At 65.0% G+C, this 24049-nt stretch carries 23 protein-coding genes; 8 read left to right on the top strand and 15 right to left on the bottom strand.

What is annotated here, in order from left to right:
• Positions 1–182 precede the first annotated feature (182 nt).
• The 4 genes from rpoN to LH20_RS20935 all read right to left on the bottom strand — a co-directional run bounded on the left by rpoN (position 183) and on the right by LH20_RS20935 (position 4792).
• The gene (gene rpoN, locus LH20_RS20950; protein ID WP_053555893.1) at positions 183–1634 is read right to left on the bottom strand and encodes an RNA polymerase factor sigma-54; all 1452 of its coding nucleotides are present in this window, start codon (positions 1632–1634) and stop codon (positions 183–185) included.
• A 14-nt stretch (positions 1635–1648) separates the two neighbouring features.
• A complete protein-coding gene (gene lptB, locus LH20_RS20945) occupies positions 1649–2461 on the bottom strand; it encodes an LPS export ABC transporter ATP-binding protein (protein ID WP_053555892.1) in 813 nt (270 codons plus the stop codon).
• A gap of 116 nt (positions 2462–2577) precedes the next feature.
• On the bottom strand, positions 2578–3960 hold the full coding sequence (pgmG, locus tag LH20_RS20940) for a phosphoglucomutase/phosphomannomutase PgmG (protein WP_053555891.1): 1383 nt from the start codon (positions 3958–3960) through the stop codon (positions 2578–2580).
• A gap of 22 nt (positions 3961–3982) precedes the next feature.
• Positions 3983–4792 carry a division plane positioning ATPase MipZ gene (locus LH20_RS20935; protein WP_053555890.1) on the bottom strand — a complete coding sequence of 270 codons (810 nt, stop codon included), beginning with the start codon at positions 4790–4792 and terminating at the stop codon, positions 3983–3985.
• Between the two features lie 84 nt (positions 4793–4876).
• On the opposite strand from LH20_RS20935, the gene panC reads away from it, so the two are divergent.
• Positions 4877–5716, top strand: a complete 840-nt coding sequence (panC, locus tag LH20_RS20930) for a pantoate--beta-alanine ligase (RefSeq protein WP_053555889.1) — start codon at positions 4877–4879, stop codon at positions 5714–5716.
• Positions 5717–5959: 243 nt separating this feature from the next.
• On the top strand, positions 5960–6274 hold the full coding sequence (locus LH20_RS20925; RefSeq protein ID WP_053555888.1) for a sel1 repeat family protein: 315 nt from the start codon (positions 5960–5962) through the stop codon (positions 6272–6274).
• Here LH20_RS20925 and LH20_RS20920 read toward each other — a convergent pair.
• The 4 genes from LH20_RS20920 to LH20_RS20905 are packed head-to-tail and all read right to left on the bottom strand — an operon-like array spanning position 6271 to position 8813.
• Positions 6271–7419, bottom strand: coding sequence for a GNAT family N-acetyltransferase (locus LH20_RS20920; protein ID WP_053555887.1), 1149 nt, complete (start codon positions 7417–7419; stop codon positions 6271–6273). The genes LH20_RS20925 and LH20_RS20920 overlap by 4 nt on opposite strands.
• 8 nt (positions 7420–7427) lie before the next feature.
• On the bottom strand, positions 7428–7892 hold the full coding sequence (locus tag LH20_RS20915) for a RidA family protein (protein ID WP_053555886.1): 465 nt from the start codon (positions 7890–7892) through the stop codon (positions 7428–7430).
• Positions 7893–7902: 10 nt separating this feature from the next.
• Positions 7903–8544: a hypothetical protein gene (locus tag LH20_RS20910; RefSeq protein ID WP_053555885.1), complete on the bottom strand. Its 642-nt coding sequence runs from the start codon at positions 8542–8544 to the stop codon at positions 7903–7905.
• Positions 8541–8813 (bottom strand): DUF3572 family protein, encoded by a 273-nt coding sequence (locus LH20_RS20905; protein ID WP_053555884.1) that lies wholly within the window; start codon positions 8811–8813, stop codon positions 8541–8543. The genes LH20_RS20910 and LH20_RS20905 overlap by 4 nt, the downstream gene beginning before the upstream one ends.
• Before the next feature lie 89 nt (positions 8814–8902).
• On the opposite strand from LH20_RS20905, the gene LH20_RS20900 reads away from it, so the two are divergent.
• Positions 8903–9265, top strand: coding sequence for a response regulator (locus tag LH20_RS20900; RefSeq protein ID WP_053555883.1), 363 nt, complete (start codon positions 8903–8905; stop codon positions 9263–9265).
• A gap of 121 nt (positions 9266–9386) precedes the next feature.
• Positions 9387–10349, top strand: a complete 963-nt coding sequence (locus tag LH20_RS20895; protein WP_053555882.1) for a patatin-like phospholipase family protein — start codon at positions 9387–9389, stop codon at positions 10347–10349.
• Positions 10350–10358: 9 nt separating this feature from the next.
• Here the strand turns inward: LH20_RS20895 and LH20_RS23635 are convergent, their stop codons facing one another.
• Positions 10359–10505, bottom strand: coding sequence for a hypothetical protein (locus tag LH20_RS23635; protein WP_158501180.1), 147 nt, complete (start codon positions 10503–10505; stop codon positions 10359–10361).
• Positions 10506–10642: 137 nt separating this feature from the next.
• Between LH20_RS23635 and LH20_RS20890 the strand changes: the two genes are divergently transcribed.
• Positions 10643–11128, top strand: coding sequence for an Lrp/AsnC family transcriptional regulator (locus tag LH20_RS20890; protein WP_053555881.1), 486 nt, complete (start codon positions 10643–10645; stop codon positions 11126–11128).
• Between the two features lie 26 nt (positions 11129–11154).
• Here LH20_RS20890 and LH20_RS20885 read toward each other — a convergent pair whose 3' ends face one another.
• Positions 11155–13914: a [protein-PII] uridylyltransferase gene (locus tag LH20_RS20885; protein ID WP_053555880.1), complete on the bottom strand. Its 2760-nt coding sequence runs from the start codon at positions 13912–13914 to the stop codon at positions 11155–11157.
• Positions 13911–16574, bottom strand: coding sequence for a DNA mismatch repair protein MutS (mutS, locus tag LH20_RS20880; protein WP_053555879.1), 2664 nt, complete (start codon positions 16572–16574; stop codon positions 13911–13913). The genes LH20_RS20885 and mutS overlap by 4 nt, the downstream gene beginning before the upstream one ends.
• Before the next feature lie 211 nt (positions 16575–16785).
• Here mutS and LH20_RS20875 point away from each other — a divergent pair, with 211 nt between their 5' ends.
• Entirely contained in the window at positions 16786–19050 is a 2265-nt protein-coding gene (locus LH20_RS20875; protein WP_053555878.1) for an NADP-dependent malic enzyme, read from the top strand.
• A 40-nt stretch (positions 19051–19090) separates the two neighbouring features.
• Here LH20_RS20875 and LH20_RS20870 read toward each other — a convergent pair whose 3' ends face one another.
• Positions 19091–19588 carry an outer membrane protein assembly factor BamE gene (locus tag LH20_RS20870; protein ID WP_053555877.1) on the bottom strand — a complete coding sequence of 166 codons (498 nt, stop codon included), beginning with the start codon at positions 19586–19588 and terminating at the stop codon, positions 19091–19093.
• A gap of 214 nt (positions 19589–19802) precedes the next feature.
• Between LH20_RS20870 and LH20_RS20865 the strand changes: the two genes are divergently transcribed.
• Both LH20_RS20865 and LH20_RS20860 read left to right on the top strand, forming a co-directional pair.
• Positions 19803–20333 carry a ubiquinol-cytochrome C chaperone family protein gene (locus tag LH20_RS20865; protein ID WP_053556427.1) on the top strand — a complete coding sequence of 177 codons (531 nt, stop codon included), beginning with the start codon at positions 19803–19805 and terminating at the stop codon, positions 20331–20333.
• Positions 20330–20854, top strand: a complete 525-nt coding sequence (locus LH20_RS20860; RefSeq protein WP_053555876.1) for a YceD family protein — start codon at positions 20330–20332, stop codon at positions 20852–20854. The genes LH20_RS20865 and LH20_RS20860 overlap by 4 nt, the downstream gene beginning before the upstream one ends.
• On the opposite strand, the gene LH20_RS20855 is transcribed toward LH20_RS20860, so the two are convergent.
• From LH20_RS20855 to secY, 3 genes are all read right to left on the bottom strand, one after another.
• The gene (locus LH20_RS20855) at positions 20851–21555 is read right to left on the bottom strand and encodes an SRPBCC family protein (protein ID WP_053555875.1); all 705 of its coding nucleotides are present in this window, start codon (positions 21553–21555) and stop codon (positions 20851–20853) included. The two genes, LH20_RS20860 and LH20_RS20855, sit on opposite strands and share 4 nt — an antisense overlap.
• Positions 21556–21747: 192 nt before the next feature.
• Positions 21748–22407 carry an adenylate kinase gene (locus LH20_RS20850; protein ID WP_200905408.1) on the bottom strand — a complete coding sequence of 220 codons (660 nt, stop codon included), beginning with the start codon at positions 22405–22407 and terminating at the stop codon, positions 21748–21750.
• 45 nt (positions 22408–22452) lie between these two features.
• Positions 22453–23826 (bottom strand): preprotein translocase subunit SecY, encoded by a 1374-nt coding sequence (gene secY / locus LH20_RS20845; RefSeq protein WP_053555874.1) that lies wholly within the window; start codon positions 23824–23826, stop codon positions 22453–22455.
• Between the last annotated feature and the right edge of the window lie 223 nt (positions 23827–24049).

The following is a 24049-nucleotide window of genomic DNA, read 5'->3' as shown; positions in this document are numbered from 1 at the left end:
CTTTGGCCGAAAAGCTAGCCCGAGAGTGGTTAGGGATTGGTTAGCGGGGAGGGGAGGGCATCGCTCCTGAGGAACGCCGGTTCGCGCGGCCCCGAGAGCGTCCGGCGGACTGCACAGGCTGACGCGGCACGGCCCATGAATGGCAGCGAAGAACGCGCACGAGCCGAAACCCTCGCTGACGCCTAGCCGGCCAGCGCCTTTTGTCGTCGGCGCTGCACCGATGAGCCATAACCCATCGCTTCGCGATATTTGACCACGGTGCGCCGCGCGATGTCATGGCCTTCCTGGGCGAGTTTCTGCGCGATGGTTTCATCGGAAAGAATTGCCTTGGGATCCTCTGCCTCGATCAGCGCCCGGATGCGGCTCTTCACCGCCTCGGCCGACACTGCACCGTCACCTTCGACCGCGGCAATGCCCGAGGAGAAAAAATATTTGAGCTCGAACAATCCCCGCGCGCACGAGAGATATTTGTTGCTGGTCACGCGGCTGACGGTCGATTCGTGCATCCCGATCGCCTCGGCGACATGACGGAGCGTCAAGGGACGCATATGCGCCACGCCGTGGAGGAAGAATCCCTCCTGCTGCTTGACGATCTCGCTCGCGACCTTGACGATCGTGCGTTGACGCTGGTCGAGCGCGCGGACGAGCCAGTTGGCACCGGCGAGCTGTTCGGACAGCCACGCCCTGTTCTTCCCGGCGCTTCCCTTTGCGAGTTCGGCATAATAGCGCCGGTTGACGAGCAGGCGGGGCAGGGTGGAGCCATTGACCTCGACCGCCCAGCCTTTCGCAGTCTGACGAACATAAAGGTCGGGCACGACCGCCTGCGCCCGCTCGCCGCCGAATTTGAGGCCGGGCTTCGGGTCGTAGCCCCGAAGCTCGCGGATCATGTCGGCCAGATCCTCGTCGTCCACTCCGCAGATGCGTTTCAACTGCGCAAAGGCGCCCTTGGCGACGAGGTCGAGATGCGCGATCATGGTGGCCATCGCGGGATCGTAACGGTCGGCCTCCCGCGCCTGGATCGCGATACATTCGGCCAGGTCCCGCGCCCCAACGCCCGAGGGGTCGAAGCTCTGGATGCTGACCAATATCTTCTCGACCAGCGCAAGCGGCACGCCCAGCCGGTCCGCCAGGTCCGCGAGATCGGCGCGCAGATACCCCGTCTCGTCGATCAGTGCGACGATCTGCTCGGCCACCATCGCCTCTAGCCCCGAGAAGCGCTCGCCCACCTGCGCGAGCAGATGGTCGTAGAGCGTGCCTTCGGCCTCGGCGAAGCTGTCGAAGTCAATCTCCTCGCCCGTCCCCGACAAGCCGACGCTGTCGCTCGCGCTGTCGTGGTGAAAGCGCTCCTCGGCGAAATCAACGTCAAGATCGTCCGCAACCCCGGTATCGGATGCAAGTGCCTGATCGATATCGGGCGCTTCGACAGCGGGCGCAGGGAGCTCGCCCGCTTCGTCGGGACCGCTCCCTTCGTCGCCAGCTGCCGTGTCGAGCAGCGGATTGCCTTCGAGAGCTTCGGCCAGATAGGCTTCAAGCTCGAGATTCGACAGGGCGAGCAGCTTGATCGCCTGCTGAAGCTGCGGCGTCATCACCAGCGATTGCGACTGGCGTAAGTCGAGGCGGGGACCCAGTGCCATCGCGCCTCAATCGGTCAAAGCGAAAAACCCTCGCCGAGGTAGAGCCGGCGCACCTCGGGGTCGGCGACGAGTTCGGCGGGCGATCCGGCGAGCAGGACCTTGCCGTCGTAGATGATGCAGGCGCGGTCGACGAGGTCGAGCGTCTCGCGAACATTATGATCGGTGATGAGAACTCCGATGCCGCGCGTCTTGAGATCGGCCACGAGGTCGCGAATGTCGCTGATCGAAATGGGATCGATCCCCGCAAAGGGTTCGTCGAGCAGCATGATCGACGGGTTGGCGGCGAGCGCGCGCGCAATCTCGGCGCGGCGGCGTTCACCGCCCGACAGCGCCATCGCCGCGGCGCTGCGCAGACGGGTCAGGCCAAATTCTTCCAGCAGCTCGTCGAGGCGTCGCTCGCGCGCGATCTTGTCAGGTTCGGCAAGCTCGAGCACCGCCGAAATATTCTGCTCAACCGTCATGCCGCGAAAGATCGAGGTTTCCTGCGGTAGATAGCCAAGACCCAAAATCGCGCGCCGATACATGGGAAGCGCGGTGATGTCGGCCCCGTCGAGCATGATGCGTCCAGCGTCGGGTCGCACCAGCCCCATGATCGAATAGAAGCAGGTCGTCTTGCCCGCGCCGTTGGGACCAAGCAATCCGACGACCTCGCCCTTGCCGACCGAGAGCGACACATCGGACAGCACGACGCGCTTGTCATAGCTCTTGGCGATCGACACCACCGCGAGCCCATTGCCCGCCGCGGCGTCCTGCTGGACATGCGCGGTGTGCTCGGCAACGCCGTGGTCGCCTTCGGAAAGCTTCACCAGAGTGGAATCGTCGGTCATGCTCAGCTTGGATCCGTTCTAGCCCCGTTGGGGCGTTACCCCAGGCGCGGACCGAAGGTCAATCTGGCAAGATTTTTGCATCGCCCCTTCCCCGGCAGGGGAGGATCAGGAAGAGCTCAATGTCCCACCGATTCTCCGCGGGCGACGCCCGACCGCGCGAGCTGGTCGTCGATCGCGGCGATAAGGCGGGCGAGGGCGGCCTCATTCTTTGCCTCAGCGCGCGCGACGAGAACGTCCTGCGTGTTCGAGGCGCGCAGCAGCCACCAGCCGTCCTCGGTACGCACGCGCGCGCCGTCGGTGCGATCGACTGTCTCCCCCGACGCGGTGAGGCGATCCAGAACCTCGTCGATAATCGTGAACTTGCGCGACTCATCGACCTGGAAACGAAGCTCGGGCGTGTTGACCATCGGCGCCATCGCACCGCGCAATTCGGTGACGCTCTTCCCGAGCTTCGTCGCCGCCTCGATCAGCCGCACCGCCGCATAGGGTGCGTCGTCATAGCCGTAATAGCGGTCGGCGAAGAAAATATGCCCGCTCATCTCGCCAGCGAGCGGGCTGCCCGTTTCCTTCATCTTTGCCTTGATGAGGCTATGGCCGGTCTTCCACATCAGCGGCCTACCGCCGAGCTCGGAAACGCGGTCGAACAGGGCCTGGCTCGCCTTCACATCGGCGATGATCGTGGCGCCCGGCTGATCCTTGAGCACCGCAGCAGCAAAAATCTGCAACAGCTGATCGCCCCAGATTACCCGCCCCTCGCCGTCAATTGCGCCAATACGGTCGCCGTCGCCATCGAAAGCGACCCCGAAATCGAGAGACTTTTCGGCCACGAGCTTGCGAAGGTCGGCGAGATTCGCCTCGACCGTCGGGTCGGGATGGTGGTTCGGAAAATGACCGTCGATATTGGTAAACAGCAAATGATGCTCACCGGGCAACTTGGCGGTGAGCTTCTCGATCACGGTACCTGCCGCGCCATTGCCCGCATCCCAGCCAATTCGAAACGCGCCGCCGCCGAACCCCTCGAGAAGCCGTGCAACATATGCATCGACAATATCGACCTGCTCCGAACTGCCCTCACCGACGTCCCAGTCTCCGGCCGCGGCCATGGCACCGATCCGCTGAATGTCCGCCCCGAAGAAGGGCCGTCCCCCGAACACCATCTTGAAGCCGTTGTAGTCGGGGGGATTGTGGCTTCCCGTAATCTGGATGCCCCCCGCCACCTCCTCGGTCGCCGAGGCATAATAGAGCATCGGAGTCGGCCCCAGTCCGACGCGCAGGGCGTCGACGCCCACAGCGTTCAGCCCTTCGACCACCGCCGCCTCGAGCATCGGCGAGGAGAGGCGTCCGTCATAGCCGACCGCAACCCGCTTGCCTCCCGCACGGGCGACGAGCGTACCGAAGCTGCGCCCGATCGCTCGGGCATCGTCAGCCAAAAGCGTGTCACCCACCACGCCGCGAATGTCATATTCACGCAGCAGTGTCGGGTCGAAAACATGCGTCATAGGATACTCCAGCGAAAACGGGTCAGGCAGCAGCGAACAGGTCGCCGTCCGGATGCAACCGTTCGCGGGCCGGAAGGTTCAATCCGCCCATCGCCTCGCGCAATTCCTGCCGCGCGACAACATGACCAATTCCCATGCCCCCAAGATGCGCCTTGTCGAGCAGCGTCAGGCCAGCCGGGAAAAGTTCGCGATAAATGACGCGCTCGCCCAGACCAGGGATGACGCGGAAGCCGACACGGCGCGACAGCTGGGTCAGCGCCTCGCCGACACGGCGCATATTGTGCGCGTCGACATGCTGGAGCCGGTTGCGTAGCACAATCCAGTCAATCGTCCGCCCATCGGTCTTCGCCCGCGCCTTGCGCGTGTCCCAGATCAGCTCGGAATAGAAACTCGGGCGGGTGACCTGGAATGTCTCGGGATCGACCTGGCCAATGAGGTCGAAGTCGATGAAGCTGTCGTTGATCGGGGTGACCAGCGTATCCGCGCTCGTCGCAAGGTGACGCGCGAACATATCGTCGCGGCCCGGCGTGTCGGCCACGAAATAGTCTGCCCCCTCCACCAACCGCGCGACCTGCGCATCGAGCTCCTCGATCGTCGACCCCTCGAACACCTCGAAGCGCGGTGTCGGCAGCTCGATGCCGCGCCGCCTCGCCGTATTCTCGCGGTTTTCAAGGTAACGGTGGAAAGTGCGCTGGCGCGGGTCAAGGTCGATTCCTGCGACACGCCAGCCAAGGCTTGCGAGCGCTACCGCGAAATGCACGGCGCAGGTCGATTTGCCCGTCCCCCCCTTTTCATTGGCAAAGATGATGCGGTGCGGTGCGGGCGTCGTCATGACCGTTGCGATTTTCCTGTTGGCGGCGCATGGGAGCCGCATCGGTGGCGTATAGGCGCCGCCAATATCGGAGGGCGGGCAAGGGTGCAAATCATCCGTGATATTGCCACGCTTCACCGTGCCGTTTCGGCACTGAAGCAGGGCGGAAAAAGCGTAGCGCTGGTGCCGACGATGGGGGCGCTGCACGAGGGGCATCTGTCGCTGGTGCGCATGGCGCGCCGCGTTGCGGACCATGTCGTCGTGTCGATCTTCGTCAATCCGACCCAGTTCGGCCCGAACGAGGATTTTGCCGCCTATCCGCGCGACGAGGCGCGCGACGCCGCGCTGCTGGTCGAGGAACAGACCGCGCTGCTCTGGGCGCCCGACGTTGCTGTCATGTATCCCGAGGGTCACGGCACACATATCGAAGTCGCCGAGCTCGGCGCCGACTATTGCGGCGCCGCGCGCCCCGGCCATTTCGACGGCGTCGCGACGGTGGTCGCCAAGCTGTTCAATCAGGTCCGCCCCGACATGGCGATCTTCGGCGAGAAGGACTGGCAACAGCTCGCCATCATCCGCCGCATGGCGCGCGACCTCGATTTCAGTCTCGACATATTGGGAGCCCCGATCGCGCGCGATACCGACGGTCTCGCCCTGTCATCGCGCAACGCCTATCTGACCGATGAGCAGCGCATCGCCGCCGCCGCATTCCCGCGCGCGCTGGAGGCCGCCGCCGAGGCGATTGCCGGCGGCTCCGACGTCGGCGGGGCGCTCTCCGAGGCCGAAGCCGCGATTCTGGCCGGAGGATTCGATAGCGTCGACTATGTGGCGCTTGCCGATGCAAACAGTCTCGAGCGCTTGACGCAGCTCCGCCAGCCCGCGCGCCTCCTCGCGGCGGCGCGGATCGGGAGGACGCGGCTGATCGACAATTGGCCGGTAGGCTGAACCTCGACGCCGGCCCGTCCAGGGCGCGCCGGTCGCGCTCCCTTTTCGCCCCTTTCGATCAGAGCGATGCGGCCTGAAGCCTCGCTTCAAGACACAATCGCGCTGGACGGCGCGGTCCTGATCCCCACATTTTCGAGCTTTTCTGCTCTTATCCTCAAAAAAAACATCATCGTTAACGCTTTGTTGACCATGTCCCGCAAGGTTGGGGCGTGGCCTCTCTGTGGGGGAGGTAAAGGGGGTATCATGGCAAACAGTCTGAAGTCTGCCCAGTATCTGATCGAAAGCCGCCTGCTCGACGCGGCCCGCGGCGATGCTGGAGCCTATTTCGACCTCGGCATCGCCTTTTCGACGGGCACCGGCGGGGTCGATGTCGATCTGATCCAGGCGCACAAATGGTTTAACCTCGCCGCGCTCGGCGGTAGCCGCGAAGGCCAGCAATGCCGCGCCGAGCTGGCGTCCGAAATGAGCCGCGACGAAATCGCCGAAGCGCAGCGGCAAGCGCGTGCGTGGCTCGACGAAACCGCCCGGCGCCCGGCGGCCCGGCGCTTCGCCGCTTAATCCTTTCGCCGGAAGGGCATGTGCCCTTCCAGCCATTCCAGCTCCTGTTCCTCGGCCGCGCGCTCGCGCTCCAGAAACTCCGCCACGGCGCGGCGGAATCCCGGATCGGCGATGAAATGCGCCGACCAGGTTGCAACCGGGCCATAGCCCCGCGCAAGCTTGTGCCCGCCCTGCGCACCCGCCTCGACGCGTCTCAAGCCGCGCGCTATCGCGATGTCGATCGCACGATAATAGCAAAGCTCGAAATGCAGATAAGGGATATCGGCGAGACAGCCCCAATAGCGGCCGTAGAGCGTATCGCCCCCGAGAAAATGCATCGCTCCTGCGACCGCTTGTTCGCCCGCATAGGCCAAGACCAGAATGATGCGGTCCGCCATCCGCGCGCCCAAAAGATCGAAGGCAGCGCGCGTCAGATAGGGATGTCCCCATTTGCGCGCGCCAGTGTCCTGATAAAAGGCCCACATCGCGTCCCAATGCGCAGGCTCGATCGTGTCGGCCGTCGCTTCCACGATACGCAGCCCTTCGACCGCTCGCGCGCGTTCCTTGCGAAGCTGCTTTCGCTTTGCCGATGTCAGCGTGGCAAGGAAATCGTCGAAGCTGGCATAGCCCGGATTTGCGAAATGGAACTGGATGTCCCGGCGCACCAGCCAGCCTGCATCCTCGAACAATCGCATCTGCTCCGGTGCCACGAAGGTCGCGTGCGCCGAAGAGAGACTATTCTGGCGCACCACCGCTTCGGCAGCGCGGATCAGCAGCCGGGCGTCGTCGTCCTTTCGCGCGAGCAATCGCGGTCCCGGCACGGGAGTAAAGGGCACCGCAATCTGTAGCTTGGGATAATAGGCGCCGCCCGCACGCTCCCAAGCGTCGGCCCAGGCGTGATCGAATACATACTCGCCCTGGCTATGAGCCTTCAGATAAGCGGGCGCCGCGGCAACGAGCGTACCGTCCGCATCCTCGACCATCAGCGGTGCCGCCTGCCAGCCGGTTTCCTTCCCTACGCTGGCGGAGTCTTCGAGGAGCGAAAGGAAATCGTGGCTGACGAACGGGTTGTCCGCCCCGGCCAAGGCGTCCCACGCCTCTCGCTCGACAGCGGCAACGCCGGTGCCGATCGATAGGGTACGGGCAGGCGGGTCGGCTTCGGCCATTCGGTTCCTTATACGGGTTTCACCGCGACGATGGCGTCAACCTCGACCGCGGCGCCAAGCGGTAGCACCGACACGCCCACCGCGCTGCGCGCATGGCGGCCCGCGTCGCCGAACAACTGCTCCATGAGCTCCGAGGCACCGTTCGCTACCTTGGGCTGCGCCGTAAAACCGGGATCGCTGTTCACGAACACGCCCAGTTTGACGATTCTCTCGACTCGCGACCAGTCGCCGCCGACCGCCTGGCCGATTTGCGCGACGAGCATCAGCGCGCAACGCCGCGCGGCGTCATAGCCGGACGTTTCGTCCATGTCCGCACCGAGCCGGCCCATGACGACCTGCCCGTCACGAAACGGTAGCTGCCCGCTGATGTGAAGGAGCCCGCCATGCTCGACGACGGGCACATAGGCGGCGACGGGCGCGGCCGGCTTGGGGAGTTCAAGACCGAGACCAGCGAGTTTGGCAGAAATATCCATGCGATGTCCTTTATACCAGTTCGGGGCCTGCGGCCGGAATGTTTTCCGATAGCCGCGCGAGGATCCAGTCTTGCGCCGCGGCCCAGTCGTCAATCCGCGCGTGCGCGTGCGGGGCGGGGGCGATCTTGCCAGCGATTGCGGGTTCACCGACCATGTGGAGCCGCCACACCTCGGGCGCGACGGCCGCGACCGACGCATGATGGCCGGCAAGATCGTCGATGAAAACAGCAACGCTGGGCTTGCGCTCGTCGAGCAGGCGCCGCACCGGTTCGCCCTTGCCGCCGCGGCTTCCGATCACCGGCGCGGAAAGGCCGAGTGCGGAAAGCTGCGCTCCGCGCGCCGTCTGGTGGGTGGGGCCGACATTGGTGAGCACGACGATATCGGCCGCGGCGCCAATTGCTGCCATCGCCGCCATGGCGCCGCGAATCGGATATTGCCGCGTCATCTCCGTGCGGAAGAAGCCGTCGAGCAGCGGCCACACCTCGGCCGCCTCGAGCGGCGTGCCGCATTCCTTGCGTTTAAGAGCACCGGCAAAGCTTGCATCTTCCATCCGGAACAGCACGCCATGTGCTTCGTCGACCCACTGCGCGAAGGGTACGACCATATGCATCAGCACCTCGTCGCAATCGGTGATGACGAGCGGGCGGGTCATGGCTCCTCTCCTTTCAAATCTTCGAGCCGGCGCGCAGCGCTTGCAAGCGCTTCGGGCTTGATATCGAGCGCCGCGGCGCAGGCGACAAGATCAGGCTCGTGCGCGGTCAGAAAACCAAGGATAGCCGCCAGCGTTGCCCGGTCATCCAGAAAGGCGCGGAGCATCGAAGGGTCGAGACCGGTCATTCGAAGCAGGCGTTCGGCACGGCGCTCGTCGTCCAATATCCAGCCGAGCGCATGCAGCGCCAGTGCTTCGTCGCCGTCATTCACCCGGAAAAATCCCTTCGCCGCGAGGCAATTGTGTCCTCGGGCCGATTCGCCTAAACGGGCGCGGGACGCAAGCGGGGAAAGCCAAAATCATGGGCAGGACGATATTGGTCGTCGAGGATAATGAGCTCAACCTCCGCCTCTTTTGCGACCTTTTGAACGCTCATGGCTACAGCGCGCACCCGGTTCGCGACGGCCGCGACGCACTGGCGAAGGCACGCGAGGTTTCGCCCGACCTCATCATCATGGACATCCAGCTCCCGCATGTGAGCGGACTCGACCTCATCCGCCAGATGAAAGCCGATCCGGCGCTCAAGCCGGTGCCGATCATGGCCGTCACCGCCTATGCCGGAAAAGGCGACGAAGAGCAGATTCGGGCCGCGGGTGCCGAAGCCTATGTCTCGAAGCCGATTTCGGTCATCAAGTTCATCGAGAGCGTCGGCGCGTTCGCCTGAGGGGCAGCCCGAGAAACGACGGCCCGCCCACGGCACGGGGAACCGACCGCGCCGCACGGCAAAAGGACGCCCTTTCCCACGCGCCCCATGCTATAAACCCTTATCCTGAAGGAGAATAGGGATGGCAGGCGGGCTCGCGATCGTGCTGAGCGGCGGCGGTGCCAAAGGCGCCTTCCAGGTCGGGGTCGTCCACGAGCTCGTCGTCAACCGCGGCGTCAGCATAGACATTGTCGCGGGCGTCTCGACGGGCGCGATCCAGGCCTTGGGCGTTGCGCAGGACGATGTGCCCGGCCTGCTCGACGCCTGGCTCGGAATCAAGGGAAATTCGTCGATCTACAAGGAGCGCCCCCTCGGCGTCGTTGGCGGCCTTCTCGGGGAAAATGCGATCTACGACGCCGCACCGCTGAAGCGCCTGCTCAAAGCTTTTGCGGACGAGGAAAAGCTGGCAGCGAGCGGCCGTAAACTGTTGCTCGGCGTCGTCAATCTCGGCACTGGTATCTATCGCAGCATAGACGAGAGCGTGCCCGGGATTCACAATTGGGTCTATGCAAGCTGCGCGATGCCGCTCTTCTTTGATCCGCTGAAAACCCGCGCGCGCGACGGAACCGAGGAACAATGGGTCGACGGCGGCGTTCGCGACGTGACCCCGCTCAGCGCCGCGCTCGAGAGGAACCCACGCGGCGTGATAGCGGTACGTGCCTCGCCCGCGCCGCAGCCGGGCCGTGTGCGCACCTTCGGCAATCTCATCAAGATCGGGCTGCGCGCGGTCGATATCCTGCAGTCGGAAGTGTCGGCAAACGACCTCGCCGGCGCGGCTCTGATCAACGATCTCATCGCGGCACGCGAGGCGCAGTTGCGTGCGCTCCAGGCCGAAGGCGTCGGCGGTGCGCAGGCAGCGCGGATCCTCCGCCCGCTCGATGTCCAGATCGCGCGCTATCGCTTTGCGCCGATCCGGATCATCGAGCCCGAAGAGGAATATTCGGAAACGCTGGAATTCGACCCCGCAAAGATCCGCGCGGCCATCGACGCGGGTCGCCGCGCGGTCGAGCATGAATGGGACGCGCTCGAACCGCTGCTCAGCTGAACCCCGCGATCAGGCGGCGCAAGGGCTGCGGTCGCGGTGGGTCGAAGCGGGGGGCAAATTCCACGGCGCGTCGTAGTGAATGGCAACCGCCGCGGCCGAACTGTCCCTGAACGCTGTCCAGAGACGACGAACCAGTTCTGCAAAACGATAAGTCATTTCCAGTCTCCTGCTGTCCCAGGCCGCGGGAAGGGAGGAGGGGCAGCCCGGACATTCAGCTTGTACGCCGCCAGCCATGACGATTGGCGCCCAAATTAATCGATCGGGCGATCAATTTTTGCGCTATAGGGCATGTCATGCGAAAAATGATCGACCTTGATCGATTCGATCGGCGCCTGCTCGAACAGGTGCGCGAGGATAATCTTCAGCCCGCGCGCGTGCTCGCCGAGAAGGTCGGGCTGTCGCTATCGGCGGTGCTGCGCCGGCTTCGCCGGATGCGCGACGAGAAAGTGATCATCGCGGACATCGCGGTGGTGAACCCCAGGCTCACCGGCTCGGCGTTGACGATGCACGTCCTTGTCCAGATGCAACAGGCGGGACCGCAGGCGATGGACAGCTTTGCGCGGGCCATTGTTCATCATCCCGAAGTGACCGGCGCGTGGGATGTCACGGGCGACGTCGATTTCCTGCTGCGTGTCCAGGTTGCGACAATGGAGGAATATGATGCATTCACCCGCCGGGCGCTGGGAGAGGACAAAGGCGTCCATTCCTTCACGACCCTGATCACGATCCGCAACATTATAGAGAACGACGTCGCCCGCCGCCCGCTGCTCGATCGCTAGCGGGAAAGCTGGCCCTGGGGATAGCGCTAGGCCGCGATCGCATCCTCGCTGCGGTTCGCTGCCGCTTCGAGCAGTCGCTTTTCGAGCCCCTTCACGCGTGCCGCGCTGTCGATCTTGTCCCCGATCAGGTCGGTGACATAGAAGGTGTCGACCGCGCGCTCTCCATAGGTGGCGACGTGCGCCGAGTGGACCGTCACCTTCGACTGAAATAAAGCATAGGCGAGCTGGTTGAGCAGCGCCGGGCGGTCCTGCGCATTGACTTCGATCACGGTAAAGCGGTTCGACGCCCTGTTGTCGATGAAGACATTGGGCGCGACGCGAAATGCTTCGGCGCGGGCACGGGGGAGGGCGCGCGCTTCGAGCTTGGGCAGCAGTTTCTGCCGGTTTGCGAGCGCATCCTCGATCGCGCGGGTCAGGCGATCGATCTGGCCCGCCTCGGCAAAGGGTCGACCCAGTGGGTCCTGGACGAGGAAATTGTCGAGCGCGAGCCCGTCCCGCGTGGTGTGGATGCGCGCATCGATGATATTGCCGCCCGCAAGGTGAATGCCGCCCGCGATGCGATAAAAAAGTCCTGGATGGTCGGCCGCGAGCACCATCACAAGCGTCGCGCCGCGATCGTCGTCGGGCACGGCGGCGATATGGAGCGGTGCGTCGCCAGCCTTCTGGATATGAATAAGGTTCGCCGCGATCACTTCTACCGGCTCGGCGATCCAGTAGCTTTCAGGCAGCCGCTTGGCGAGCTTTCCAAAGTCCTTGTCGCCGATCTGGAGCAGCGTCTGCGCCTCTTCCTTCTTGCTGGCGATCCGCACTTCGCGCCCCCGCTGCTTGTGGCCGAGGCGCAGCACTTCCTCGGCGGCATCGAACAACTCGGTCAGCAGCTGCCGCTTCCAGCTGTTCCATACCCCAGGGCCGACGGCGCGAATATCGACCACGGTGAGAACAAGCAGCAGCCGCAGTCGCTCGGGGCTCTGCACGACCTGCGCGAAATCGAGGATTGTCTTGAAATCGGCGAGGTCCCGCTTGAACGCGGTTGCCGACATCATGAGGTGATGACGTACCAGCCATGACACCGTTTCGGTTTCCGCCTCCGAAAGGCCGAGGCGGGGGCATACGCGCAGCGCGAGCTCGGCGCCGAGCACGCTGTGATCACCGCCGCGCCCCTTGGCGATGTCGTGGAGCAGGACCGCGACATAGATGACACGGCGGGACTGCAATTGCCGCATGATCGCGGTCGACAACGGATGGTCGTCTTTCAGCCGATCCTGCTCGATGTCGGAGAGCAGTCCTATGGCGCGGATCGTGTGTTCGTCGACAGTATAATGGTGATACATGTCGAATTGCATCTGTGCGACGACGCGGCCGAAGTCAGGCACGAAGCGGCCGAACACACCGGCCTCGTTCATCCAGCGCAGCACCGTTTCGGGGTCGCGCGGGCTGGTGAGGACGTCGAGGAACAATTCGTTCGCGCGCGCGATACGACGCACCCCGCGCGCGTCGATCAGTTTGGCATCGTGCCGCGCCTGACGCATGGCCTGCGGATGAATTTCAAGGGCGTAGCGGTCGGCGAGCGCAAAGATTTCGAGTAGACGGACGGGGTCCGCCTGGAAAAAATCGTCCGACGGGAGAGCAAGCCGTCCGCGGTCGAGAACGAACCCCCCAAGCTTCCCGGGGCGCCGACGGATCGTGGGCAGGAAGCGCCGCCCGCGCGCCGCGAGCTGGTCGTCGAGATGGGCAAGGAAGGTCCCGGTCACGTCACCCACGCTTTTGGCGTGGAGGAAATATAGCTGCATGAAGCGCTCGACCGCGCTCTTGCCTGGCCGTTCGGCGAACTGCATTCGCTGCGCGATCTCGCGCTGGAAGTCGAACGTCAGTCGATCCTCGGCGCGTCCTGCGAGGATATGGAGGTGACAGCGGACCGCCAGGAGGAAATTTTCCGCGCGCGAAAACTGACGAAGTTCACGCGCCGTGAGCAGTCCCGCGTCGACCAGTTCCGGGACGGTGCGGACGCGGTGGATGAACTTGCCGATCCAGAATAGCGTGTGAAGATCGCGCAGCCCGCCCTTGCCCTCCTTCACATTGGGCTCAACGACATAGCGCGAATCACCCATCCTCTTGTGCCGCTCGTCGCGCTCGGCGAGCTTTTCGGCGACGAAGGACCGGGCATTTCCCGCGACGACCTCGGCATCGAACCGTGCAGCGGCCTGATCATAAAGGTTGCGGTCGCCCCAGATGAAGCGCGCCTCGACCAGCGCGGTCCGAACGGTCAGGTCATCCTTGGCCGCGCGGATCATCTCGTCGACCGAGCGAGACGAATGGCCCACCTTCAGCCCCAGGTCCCACAGGGTATAAAGCTGCGCTTCGATCACCTGTTCGGTCCAGCTCGTCTGCTTGAACGGCGTGAGGAAGCCGATGTCGACGTCGCTGTGCGGCGCCATCTCGCCGCGGCCATAGCCGCCCACGGCGATGACCGTGATCCGCTCGCCCGCCGAGCGATTGCCCGCGGGATAGAGATGCTCGGTGGTAAAATCATGGCTGAGGCGGACGATCTGATCGATGAGGAAGGCGGTTGCATTGGCTGCGACCCGCCCTGCCGACGGCTGGTCGAGCAGGCGGCGTTCGATCTCGGCCCGCCCGGCCTCGAGCGCCTCCTTGAGCAGCGTCACCATTGCGCGGCGGCGCTGGCCGGTATCGCTCGTTTCAGCGGCGATCTCGTCGAGTCGCCCCGAGAGCGCCCGGCGGTCGATGATCGCGCGGCGCCGGTCGAGATGGCCAAAGATGTCGCTCATCTCTCGTCCGCCATAATCTGCTTGAGCCGGTAGAGCACATCGAGCGCTTCTCGGGGCGCAAGCGCGTCGGGATCGATTCCGGCGAGCGCATCGCGCAGCGGGTCTTTCACCGCCTCGTGCGGGGCCGCGAGCGTGGCCGCAAAGAGCGGCAAGTCGTCGAGCCCAGCGGCAAGCCCCCCGGTCGCCTCGCGCCCGGCTTCAAGCTTTGCCAGAACTGCCTCGGCGCGTTTCACGACCCCCGTCGGCACACCCGCAAGCCGCGCGACCGCGAGACCGTAGCTGCGGTCTGCCGGCCCCGCGGCGACTTCGTGAAGCAGCACCAGATCGCCCTGCCATTCGCGCGCGCGGACATGGTGGAGCGAGAGCGCGTTCAACGTCTCGGCGAGCCGGGTCAGTTCGTGGTAATGCGTTGCGAACAGGCAGCGGCACCGGTTCACCTCATGCACCGCCTCGACCACCGACCAGGCAAGCGCAAGCCCGTCGTAGGTCGAAGTGCCGCGTCCAACCTCGTCGAGAATGACGAAGCTTTGCGGTGTCGCCTGCGCAAGGATAGCGGCTGTCTCGACCATCTCGACCATGAAGGTCGACCGGCCGCGCGCGAGGTTGTCGCTTGCCCCGACGCGGCTGAACAGCCGGTCGACGAGTCCGAGCCTCGCAGTCGCCGCGGGCACGAATGCACCCGCCTGCGCAAGAACGACGATCAGCGCATTCTGGCGCAGGAAGGTCGACTTGCCGCCCATGTTCGGGCCCGTCACGAGCCAGAGCCGGTCGTCGCTCGACAGCGACACGTCGTTGGGCACAAAGCGCTCGCCGTCCCTCGCAAGTGCCGCCTCGACGACAGGGTGCCGGCCGCCCGTCACATCGAGGCACGGTTCGTCGGCAAGGTCGGGGCGGCACCAATTGTGGCTCATCGCATGGTCGGCAAGAGCCGCAGCGACATCGATGCGCGCGAGGACGTCGCACGATGCAGCTATCGCCTCGCGCCGCGCAACCGCCGCTGCTGTCAGAGTTTCGAGATGCGCAGCCTCGGCGGCAAGAGCGTGAACACCCGCCTGCGTCACTCGGCCCGCGGCGTCGTGGAGGTCGGGCGAGTTGAACCGGACAACACCCGCGAGCGTCTGGCGGTGGGTAAAGCCCGATTCGGGTGCCATGAGTGCGTCGGCGTGTTTCGCGGGCACCTCAACATGATAGCCGAGCACGCCATTGTGGCGGATCTTCAAGGAGGCAATGCCTGTACGGTCGCGATATTGCGCCTCGAGCGCCGCAATTGCCTTGCGGCCGTCGCGCGCGGTCTCGCGCAGCGCGTCGAGCTCGGGGTCATAGCCTTCAGCGATATAGCCGCCTTGTGCGGCGTCGACCGGCGGGGTTTCGATGAGCGCGCGCGTCAGTTCGTCCACGAGCGCCCCATGGCCGTCGAGGCCGGGGAGCAATCGCGCAAGGAGCGGTGGAAGGTCGGGGCGACGCGCGAGTCGGTCGCGCAGCAGCTGCGCCCCTGCGAGAGCATCGCGCAGCTGCGCGAGGTCGCGCGGCCCTCCCCGCCCGGCAACGAGGCGGCCGAGGGCACGCCCTGCATCGGGAAGCGCGCGCAGCTCACTCCTGAGCTCGCCGCGCCACAGCGCGTCGCGCGCAAGCGCGTCGACGAGATCGAGCCGGTCGAGGATCGCCGCTTTCTCAGTGAGCGGGCTCGCGAGATCGTCGGCGAGTAGTCTCGCACCCGCCGCGGTCACCGTGCGGTCAATCGTGCCAAGCAGGCTGCCGTCACGCGCTCCCGCCATCGTGCGCACAAGCTCGAGGCTTTCGCGCGTCGCAGCGTCGATCGCCATCCGCCCCGAAGCCGAGACGCGCAGCGGTGGCTGAAGGAACACTGCGCTGCCCGTGCCGACATGATCGAGATAGGCGGCAATCGCCCCCATTGCCGCGACCTCGCCGCGCGTGAACGCACCGAAGCCGTCGAGTGTGCGGACACCAAATAGCGCTTCGAGCCTTTTCTGCCCAGCGTTGCTCGAGAAATCGCCTTGAGGACGTCGCACGATCTGCCGAGCGCCCCATGCGGGAAGGTCATCCGCCGACTCGCTGACCAGGAGTTCGGAGGGAGCGAGGCGCGCCAGTTCGGCATCGAGCTGTTCGGGGCGGACCGCGACGACCTCGAAACGGCCGGTCGAGATATCAGCGGCAGCGATCGCAACCTCATTCTCGCTACTTACGGTCGCGAGCGCTGCGAGCCGATTGGCGCTGCGTCCTTCGAGCAATGCCTCCTCGGTCAGCGTTCCCGCGGTCACATAGCGAACGATATCACGGGCGACGAGCGCCTTCGACCCGCCACGCGCCTTGGCCTCCGCGGGGGTCTCGACCTGCTCGGCGATCGCGACGCGGTGTCCCGCCCGGATCAGCCGCGCGAGGTAGGATTCAGCCGCATGGACAGGCACCCCGCACATCGGCACGGGCTCTCCGCCATGCTCGCCGCGCGACGTCAGTGCGATGTCGAGCGTGGCCGCGGCCGCCTTCGCATCGTCAAAGAACAGTTCGAAAAAGTCGCCCATGCGATAGAAGAGAAGGCAGTCGCCCGCACGCTCCTTCAGCGACCAATATTGCGCCATCATGGGCGTCCTGGGCGCAGGCGCGGCGTTGCTGTTGGCGGGTTTGGGGGCGGTGGCCGGCATCCGCCCCTGCTTAGTGATTGGCAGCCGCATGGCAAGGCGGGTGAGTGAATGATCCGCCCTGACAAGGGGTGAGCAAGCTTCTTGCCAGGGCCACGGACCGCCCCATTCCCGCCCGTCTCTGCTGCCAAATATTGCCGGTTACATTTTCGCCGGGCGGCGCTAGGGGACATATTCGGGCGCGCATCTTGTTTGGATTTTGAGAGGACAGCGAATGGACAGCGGCAGCAAGGTGCAGTTTTCGGACCGCGAGGCCCTGCTTTATCACAGTTACGGACGCCCCGGAAAAATCGAGATCGTGGCGTCGAAGCCGATGGCGACGCAACGCGACCTGTCGCTCGCCTATTCACCCGGCGTCGCGGTGCCGGTGAAGGCGATCGCCGAGGACCCCGCCACCGCTTATGACTATACCGCCAAGGGAAATCTGGTCGCCGTCATCTCGAACGGCACCGCGATCCTTGGGCTCGGCAATCTCGGCGCGCTCGCTTCAAAGCCCGTGATGGAAGGCAAGGCGGTCCTCTTCAAACGCTTTGCCGACGTCGATTCGATCGACCTTGAGGTGAAGACCGAGGATCCGCAGGCATTCATCGACGCGGTCGAACTGCTCGAGCCAAGTTTTGGTGGCATTAATCTCGAGGATATCGCCGCGCCGAACTGCTTCATCATCGAGCAGGCGCTGAAAGAGAAGATGAACATCCCTGTATTCCATGACGACCAGCATGGAACAGCCATCATCACCGCCGCCGGGTTGATCAACGCCTGCCATCTGACGGGGCGCGACCTGTCGACGGTCAAGGTGGTCGTGAACGGTGCGGGCGCGGCGGCGATCGCCTGCACGGCGCTCATCAAGGCAATGGGCGTGCGGCACGAAAACGTCATCATGTGCGACCGCAAGGGCACGATCTACCAGGGCCGCACCGAAGGGATGGATCAATGGAAATCAGCGCATGCGGTGCCGACCGAAGCGCGAAATCTGAGCGAAGCGCTCAAGGGCGCCGACGTGTTCCTCGGCCTGTCAGCCGCAGGCGCGCTCAAGCCCGAGATGGTCAAGGACATGGCCCCGGCGCCGATCATCTTTGCGATGGCGAATCCCGATCCGGAAATTTCGCCGCCCGATGCGCGCGCCGCGCGGCCCGATGCGATCATCGCAACCGGGCGTTCGGACTATCCGAACCAGGTCAACAATGTGCTGTGTTTCCCCTTCATCTTCCGCGGCGCCCTTGATGTGCGCGCGACCGCGATCAACGAAGAGATGAAGATCGCCGCTGCCTATGCGATCGCCGACCTCGCGCGCCAGCAGGTGCCCGAAGAGGTTGCGGCCGCCTATGGCGGGCGCGCGTCAAGCTTTGGCCCCGAATATATTATCCCCTCGCCCTTCGATCCGCGACTGATGGAGATTGTGCCCGCGGCGGTCGCCAAGGCGGCGATGGACACCGGCGTGGCCCAGCATCCGATCGCCGACATGGACGAATATCGCACCCGCTTGCGTGGGCGGCTCAACCCGACAACGTCGGTGTTGACGCTCGCCTATGAGGCGGCGCGTGCCAACCCGAAGCGCGTGGTGTTCGCCGAGGGCGAAGAGGAAGTGGTGCTGCGCGCCGCGATCCAGTTCCGTGACGGCGGCTATGGCATACCGGTGCTCGTGGGTCGCGAGGGGCTGCACGACAAGCTGCGCGCGATGGGCGTCGCCGACGCCGAAAGCTTCGAAGTCCATAACAGCGTCAATTCGCCGCATGTGCCGCAGATGGTCGACATGCTCTACGAGCGGCTGCAGCGCCGCGGCTATCTTCGGCGCGACGTCGAACGCATGGTCAACCGCGATCGGAACATCTTTGGCTCGCTACTCCTGAAGCTCGGGCTCGGCGACGCAATGATCACCGGCGTCACGCGCACCTATGCGCAGACGATGCGCGAGGTCCGCCGCGTAATCGATCATGCCGAGGGCAAGACGCCGTTCGGCATGCACGTCTGGGTCGGACAACAGCAGACCATCTTCATTGCCGATTCGACGGTCAACGAGCGCCCGACCGCCGAGATGCTCGCCGACATCGCCGAACGCACCGCGCAGGTCGCACGCCGCATGGGACACGAACCGCGCGTCGCATTCCTGTCCTATTCGACCTTCGGCAATCCGCCGGGCTCATGGCTCGACAATATTCGCGACGCTGTCCACATCCTCGACGAGCGCCAGCCCGAGTTCGAATATGAAGGCGAAATGGCACCCGACGTCGCGCTCAACGAGCGGCTGATGAGGAACTACCCCTTCTGTCGTCTGTCGGGTCCGGCCAATGTACTGGTGATGCCCGGGCTGCAGTCGGCGAACCTTTCGGCGAAATTGCTGCGCGAGCTCGGGAGCGGCGCGATGATCGGACCCGTGCTCGTCGGCATGGAAAAGCCGGTGCAGGTCGCAACGATGGCATCGCCGGCATCGGACCTCGTCACCCTTGCCGTGCTCGCGGCGGGCGGTATTGCGGGATAGGACAAGGCGCAGCCTCCGCTTGCGCGGGGGCTGCGAGCTACTACGGCCCCGTGTTGCCGCCGGTGTTGCCGCCCATGCCGCCAGCCCCTACCGCGCCAATATTGCCGAAGATATCGTCAAAGAAGCTGCGATGACGGCCAAGGGTTGGTGTCTTGTCGCCTTCCGGGCTGATCTTGCTCACCAGTTCAAGGCCGGTCTTGTCCACGGCGACAACGTTGCCGGCGGGATCGAAGCGGACGCGCAGCACCTGCTGCGAAACCGGGCGCGGATTGGCGAAAGCGAGCTGGCGCGTCTCGCGCGAGACATAATAATATTCATTGTCGCTGAACTGGCCGACGAAGGTCGGGCGACCCAGCGTCTTTTCCACCGATTCGCGGTTGTCCACGCCCGGCGCGATCGCGGCGGTGAGGACCGGATCGACGACATAGCCCTGGCGCCCGCGAAGCTGCGAGCAGCCGCTGGCGACGAGCGCCACGATCAGCCCGGCGGTAACCAGACGCAGGCGCTGGGGGGCAAAAACAGACGTGGCATTGGGCATTCGATCTTCTCCGTTGCGCAGGCCCTGCCTCACCTCGCCCTGGCCGCCCGCCCCGGCGGTCGGCAGCAGTCGCTGCGCATGTCACGCGCCTCTTAACCGCAAGCGGGCAGGGCGCACAAGCCGCTTGTGGGCAGACGAAGCTTGCTGGAAGCTGACCGGAACCGAGGCCAGCTCCCCCTTTCCGCCGCGCGCGATTGCGCCTAAGCGACGCGTCATGATTTCGCTCCGCAAGCTCTTTCGCCCCGGCCCCGACCCGCGCGAGGTGCGCCGCCCGCTCTGGAGTGCGGTGGTCGCCGCCGCCCGCGCGCCGCACTGGTACGAGGAAGGCGGGGTCCCCGACACGCTCGACGGACGGTTCGACATGGTCAGCCTCGTCCTCGCGCTCGTCCTCCACCGCATCGACGAAGATCCGGGCCAGACGCTCGCGGGGGTCCAGCTGACCGAACTTTTCGTATCGGACATGGACGGACAGATGCGCCAGATCGGCTTTGGCGACATGGTGGTCGGAAAACAGGTCGGACGGATGGTCGGTGCGCTCGGCGGCCGGCTCGGCGCCTATCGCGCACCCGACGGGTCGGACGAACTTCGCGCGGCGTTGGTGCGCAATCTTTGGCGCGGCAAGGCGCCGGCAGACGCCGCGCTCGACCATGTCGCCAACGAGGTGGCGGCGCTGCGCGCCGCCCTCGCCGCCCTGCCCGTCGAGGCGTTGATCGCCGCCGACAGTCTGCCGGGAGCCAGCGCATGACACCGTCCGAATTCCCCTATGTCGTGACCCTCGCCGACGCCGCGCAGGGCCGGCGGATTGCGATCGAAGCGGACGCCGAGGCGCGCGCGCGTATTGCGACGCGGCTGGGCCTCGTCCAGCTTGTTCGCTTCGCGCTGACCGCCGAGGTACGCGCGGTCGCAGGCGGTATCGCAGCGACGGGAGCGGTCGCTGCCGACGCAGTTCAGCGCTGCGCTGCGACGGACCTCCCCGTGCCCGCGGCGATTGCCGAGGAGTTCGACCTGCGTTTCCTGCGCGACGCTGCGCCTGAGGTGAGCGGCGAGGAAGAGGTCGAGATCAACAGCGCCGATTGCGACATATTGCCGCTCGACGGGGACCGGATCGACCTCGGCGAAGCGGCAGTGCAGACGCTGTCGCTCGCGCTCGATCCCTTTCCGCGCCACCCTGAGGCCGACCGCATCCTCGCCGAAAAGGGCGTGCTCAGCGAGGAGCAGGCGGGTCCGTTCGCGGCGCTCGCAGCGCTGCGAGGCAAGGACGCCTAGCGGGGCCGTTCGGCACGCTCGCCGCCCGCCGCGGCAGCGTCGCTCAGCAGATCGGCCATCGCGTCGTCGAGACCCGGTTCGGGCTTTGCAGCCTCCGCGTTTTCGTCGGCTGCACGCGCCGGGGATTCCTCGGCGGCCTTCTCGCCCCGCGTGGCGGGCAGATTGCCGCCAAGCGCCGCTGCGAGACCGCGAAGCTGTTCGGCGATCACCTCGTCGACAGCGGGCGCAAGTTCGGCGGTCTTGAAGCGCATATAGCCGCCCACGACATAATCGAAGCGGATCGCGGCGCCTGCGTCGGTCTTCTTGATCTGGATGGTCAGCGTTCCCGTCACTGCTTCGCCCTGCAGCGGGCCGAAGGCGCCCGACAGGCGCATCAATTCGTTCGGCCTGGCAAAGATGATCCGCGCATGCTGAACGCTGCCCACGGCGCCGCCCTCGCCGGGCAGCTTCTCGCAAAAGCAGCCGCCGGCTTGCGAATCGAGCCAGAAATTGGCCGAGTCGCCTGACCAGCTATGATCTTTCGACCACCATTTTTCGGGAGTACGGAGCATTTTCCACACATCCTCGGGCGTTGCAGCGACCTGTGCCGTGTGCGCGACGGTAAAGCCGATCTCGTTCTGATCGATCACCTTCGCCTGCGCGGGCAAAGCGAGCAGCGCGGCCGCCAGCGTCAACCCGGCTACAGAAGCCCAGCGTTTCATGTTCGTCCCCCTTGCCATCGCAGGCCCCCCTCGATGCCTGCAAGCCTTGCACTGGCATAAGAGCATTTCAAGCGGCGCAAGCCCTCACGGCGGCCAAATCACGGCGCAGCGCCGGAAGCCCCGCATTTCTGTGCCTGCCAACGCGGAAATGACCAGAATGCGGCCCAGCCGACAAGCGGACGGCTCCGCCGGTCAGCCAGCGGTCGCAAGAACCGTTTCAATGGCGTCGTTGACCTCGTCGATTGGCGCCATGCCGTCGACCCGGGTGACAATGCCGCGCGCGTCATAGATCGGCAGGATCGGCGCGGTCTTGGCGCGATACTCGGCCATGCGCGTGCGCACCGTTTCTGCATTGTCGTCAGGGCGGCGCTTGAACTCCTGGCCGCCGCAGACATCGCAGGTGTCGCTCATCTTGGGCAGCTTGTAGCGATCGTGATAGCCTTCCCCGCACTTGGCACAGGAGAAGCGGCCCGTGATGCGGTCGACGAGCGCATCCTCATCGACGACCAGTTCGATCACATGGTCCAGCTTACGCCCGCGAGCGGACAGGATGCCGTCAAGCGTCTCTGCTTGTGCGGCAGTCCGTGGATAGCCGTCGAAGATCACTGACACGTCGCCGCCCAGCTGATCGAGCCGTTCACCGATCAGGCCCGACACAATCTCGTCCGATACGAGCTCGCCCGCGTCCATCACCGCCTTGGCCTGCATGCCGATCGGGGTTCCCGCCTTGACAGCAGCGCGCAGCATGTCGCCGGTCGAAAGCTGGACCATGCCATGCTCGTCCTCAAGGCGCGACGCCTGCGTTCCCTTGCCCGCCCCCGGCGGGCCCAGCAAAATGATGTTCAGCGTCATGAAAGCCCCTGTTTCCGTTCCGTCCAGGCGGACCTAACCGACCGGTCAGCGCCGCGCAACGCCGCCCTTCAATTTGGCTTTCTTGATCAGGTCGCCATATTGGTGTGCGAGCATGTGGCTCTGGATCTGCGTGATCGTGTCGATCGTCACATTGACGATGATCAGCAAGCTGGTGCCGCCGAGCTGGAAGGGCAGGCCCGACTGCGCGATAAAATATTCGGGCACCAGGCAGATCAACGCCAGATAGGCGGCCCCGATCACGGTGATGCGGGTCAGCACGAAGTCGAGATAGGCGGCGGTGTTCTTGCCGGGGCGAATGCCGGGAATGAAGCCGTTCTGACGCTTCAGATTGTCGGCGGTCTCCTCGGGATTGAAGACGACGGCGACGTAGAAGAAGCAGAAGAAGATGATCCCCAGCGCATAGAGCGCCATGTAAAGCGGTTGGCCGTGCGCGAGATACTGATTGAGGGTGATCAGAAAATCGCCCCACGCCGAATCGCCCTGAACATTCTGCCCCATCATCTGGGTGACCGTGAGCGGCATCAGAAGCAGCGACGAGGCGAAGATAGGCGGAATCACACCCGAGGTGTTGACCTTCAGCGGCAGATGGCTGCGGTCAGCCTGCATCCCGCCGCGCTGGGTCGCGCGCTTCGGATATTGAACAAGAACGCGGCGCTGCGCGAGTTCCATGAAGGCGATAAAGGCGATGATGGCGACAGCGCCCCCGACCACGGCAATGATGGTGCCGCCTCCCATCGAGCCTTCGCGGACCTGGGTGAACATCTGGGCAAAGCTGCGCGGCAGCTGGGCCAGAATGCCCGCCATGATGATCAGCGAGACACCGTTGCCGATGCCGCGGCTGGTGATCTGCTCGCCGAGCCACATCAGGAAAAGCGTGCCGCCGACGATGCTGATGACCGCGCCGATGCGGAACAGCATGCCGGGGTCGACGACCGCGGCGACGCCCTGGCTCGCTCCCAGCGTTTCGAGCCCGGCGGCGATGAAATAGCCCTGGATCGCGGTCAGCGCGACCGTGCCGTAGCGTGTATATTGGTTCAGTTTCTTGCGGCCGCTCTCGCCCTCCTTCTTGAGGGCAGCAAGGCTCGGCGACAGCGCCGCCGCCAGCTGAACGACGATCGACGCAGTGATGTAGGGCATGACCCCGAGCGCGATGATACTCATGCGCTCGAGGCTCCCGCCCGAGAAAGTGTTGAAGATGTCGAGCACGCCGCCCGAGGCCGCCTGGTTGTAGAGCTGCGAGAGTGCAACGGGGTCGACGCCAGGCAGCGGCACATAGGAGAGGAAGCGGAAGACGATCAGAGCGCCGATGGTGAACCAGATGCGGTTCTTGAGCTCGGTCGCCTGGCCGAACTTGGAAAAGTTCAGGCTGGATGCAAACTGGTCGGCGCGAGAGGCCATGGGTAGTTTCCTCAGGAATGTCCGGACCGCGCCCCCCGCGACCCGGCGCCTATGTGCGTTCGGCGGTCACGAAGCGCAAGGGGAAAGGCCCTACATAAGCGGTAGACCGATACCGAACACCCGCTTTCATTGCCCGTTCGCGTCCGGAAGTCGAGAGGCCTGTCAGGCTTTCGTTGTCCCGAGGCGTGTCTCGATTGCGCTCGACACAAGCGGGAAAATAGGT

The organism is Sphingopyxis sp. 113P3 (assembly GCF_001278035.1).
GTDB lineage: Bacteria > Pseudomonadota > Alphaproteobacteria > Sphingomonadales > Sphingomonadaceae > Sphingopyxis.
Note: the sequence above shows the minus strand (reverse complement) of the source record. Positions and strands in the feature narration are given on the sequence as shown.

Coding starts and splice junctions, on each gene's coding strand:
- LH20_RS20900 (WP_053555883.1), top strand. CDS start 8,903: ATGGGCAGGACGATATTGGTCGTCGAGGATAATGAGCTCAACCTCCGC.
- LH20_RS20890 (WP_053555881.1), top strand. CDS start 10,643: ATGCGAAAAATGATCGACCTTGATCGATTCGATCGGCGCCTGCTCGAA.
- LH20_RS20925 (WP_053555888.1), top strand. CDS start 5,960: ATGGCAAACAGTCTGAAGTCTGCCCAGTATCTGATCGAAAGCCGCCTG.
- mutS (WP_053555879.1), bottom strand. CDS start 16,574: ATGCCGGCCACCGCCCCCAAACCCGCCAACAGCAACGCCGCGCCTGCG.
- LH20_RS20910 (WP_053555885.1), bottom strand. CDS start 8,544: ATGACCCGCCCGCTCGTCATCACCGATTGCGACGAGGTGCTGATGCAT.
- pgmG (WP_053555891.1), bottom strand. CDS start 3,960: ATGACGCATGTTTTCGACCCGACACTGCTGCGTGAATATGACATTCGC.
- LH20_RS20855 (WP_053555875.1), bottom strand. CDS start 21,555: ATGAAACGCTGGGCTTCTGTAGCCGGGTTGACGCTGGCGGCCGCGCTG.
- LH20_RS20935 (WP_053555890.1), bottom strand. CDS start 4,792: ATGACGACGCCCGCACCGCACCGCATCATCTTTGCCAATGAAAAGGGG.
- LH20_RS20875 (WP_053555878.1), top strand. CDS start 16,786: ATGGACAGCGGCAGCAAGGTGCAGTTTTCGGACCGCGAGGCCCTGCTT.
- LH20_RS20920 (WP_053555887.1), bottom strand. CDS start 7,419: ATGGCCGAAGCCGACCCGCCTGCCCGTACCCTATCGATCGGCACCGGC.
- LH20_RS20850 (WP_200905408.1), bottom strand. CDS start 22,407: ATGACGCTGAACATCATTTTGCTGGGCCCGCCGGGGGCGGGCAAGGGA.
- lptB (WP_053555892.1), bottom strand. CDS start 2,461: ATGACCGACGATTCCACTCTGGTGAAGCTTTCCGAAGGCGACCACGGC.
- LH20_RS20865 (WP_053556427.1), top strand. CDS start 19,803: ATGATTTCGCTCCGCAAGCTCTTTCGCCCCGGCCCCGACCCGCGCGAG.
- LH20_RS20870 (WP_053555877.1), bottom strand. CDS start 19,588: ATGCCCAATGCCACGTCTGTTTTTGCCCCCCAGCGCCTGCGTCTGGTT.
- LH20_RS20860 (WP_053555876.1), top strand. CDS start 20,330: ATGACACCGTCCGAATTCCCCTATGTCGTGACCCTCGCCGACGCCGCG.
- LH20_RS20885 (WP_053555880.1), bottom strand. CDS start 13,914: ATGAGCGACATCTTTGGCCATCTCGACCGGCGCCGCGCGATCATCGAC.
- secY (WP_053555874.1), bottom strand. CDS start 23,826: ATGGCCTCTCGCGCCGACCAGTTTGCATCCAGCCTGAACTTTTCCAAG.
- LH20_RS23635 (WP_158501180.1), bottom strand. CDS start 10,505: ATGACTTATCGTTTTGCAGAACTGGTTCGTCGTCTCTGGACAGCGTTC.
- LH20_RS20895 (WP_053555882.1), top strand. CDS start 9,387: ATGGCAGGCGGGCTCGCGATCGTGCTGAGCGGCGGCGGTGCCAAAGGC.
- rpoN (WP_053555893.1), bottom strand. CDS start 1,634: ATGGCACTGGGTCCCCGCCTCGACTTACGCCAGTCGCAATCGCTGGTG.
- LH20_RS20915 (WP_053555886.1), bottom strand. CDS start 7,892: ATGGATATTTCTGCCAAACTCGCTGGTCTCGGTCTTGAACTCCCCAAG.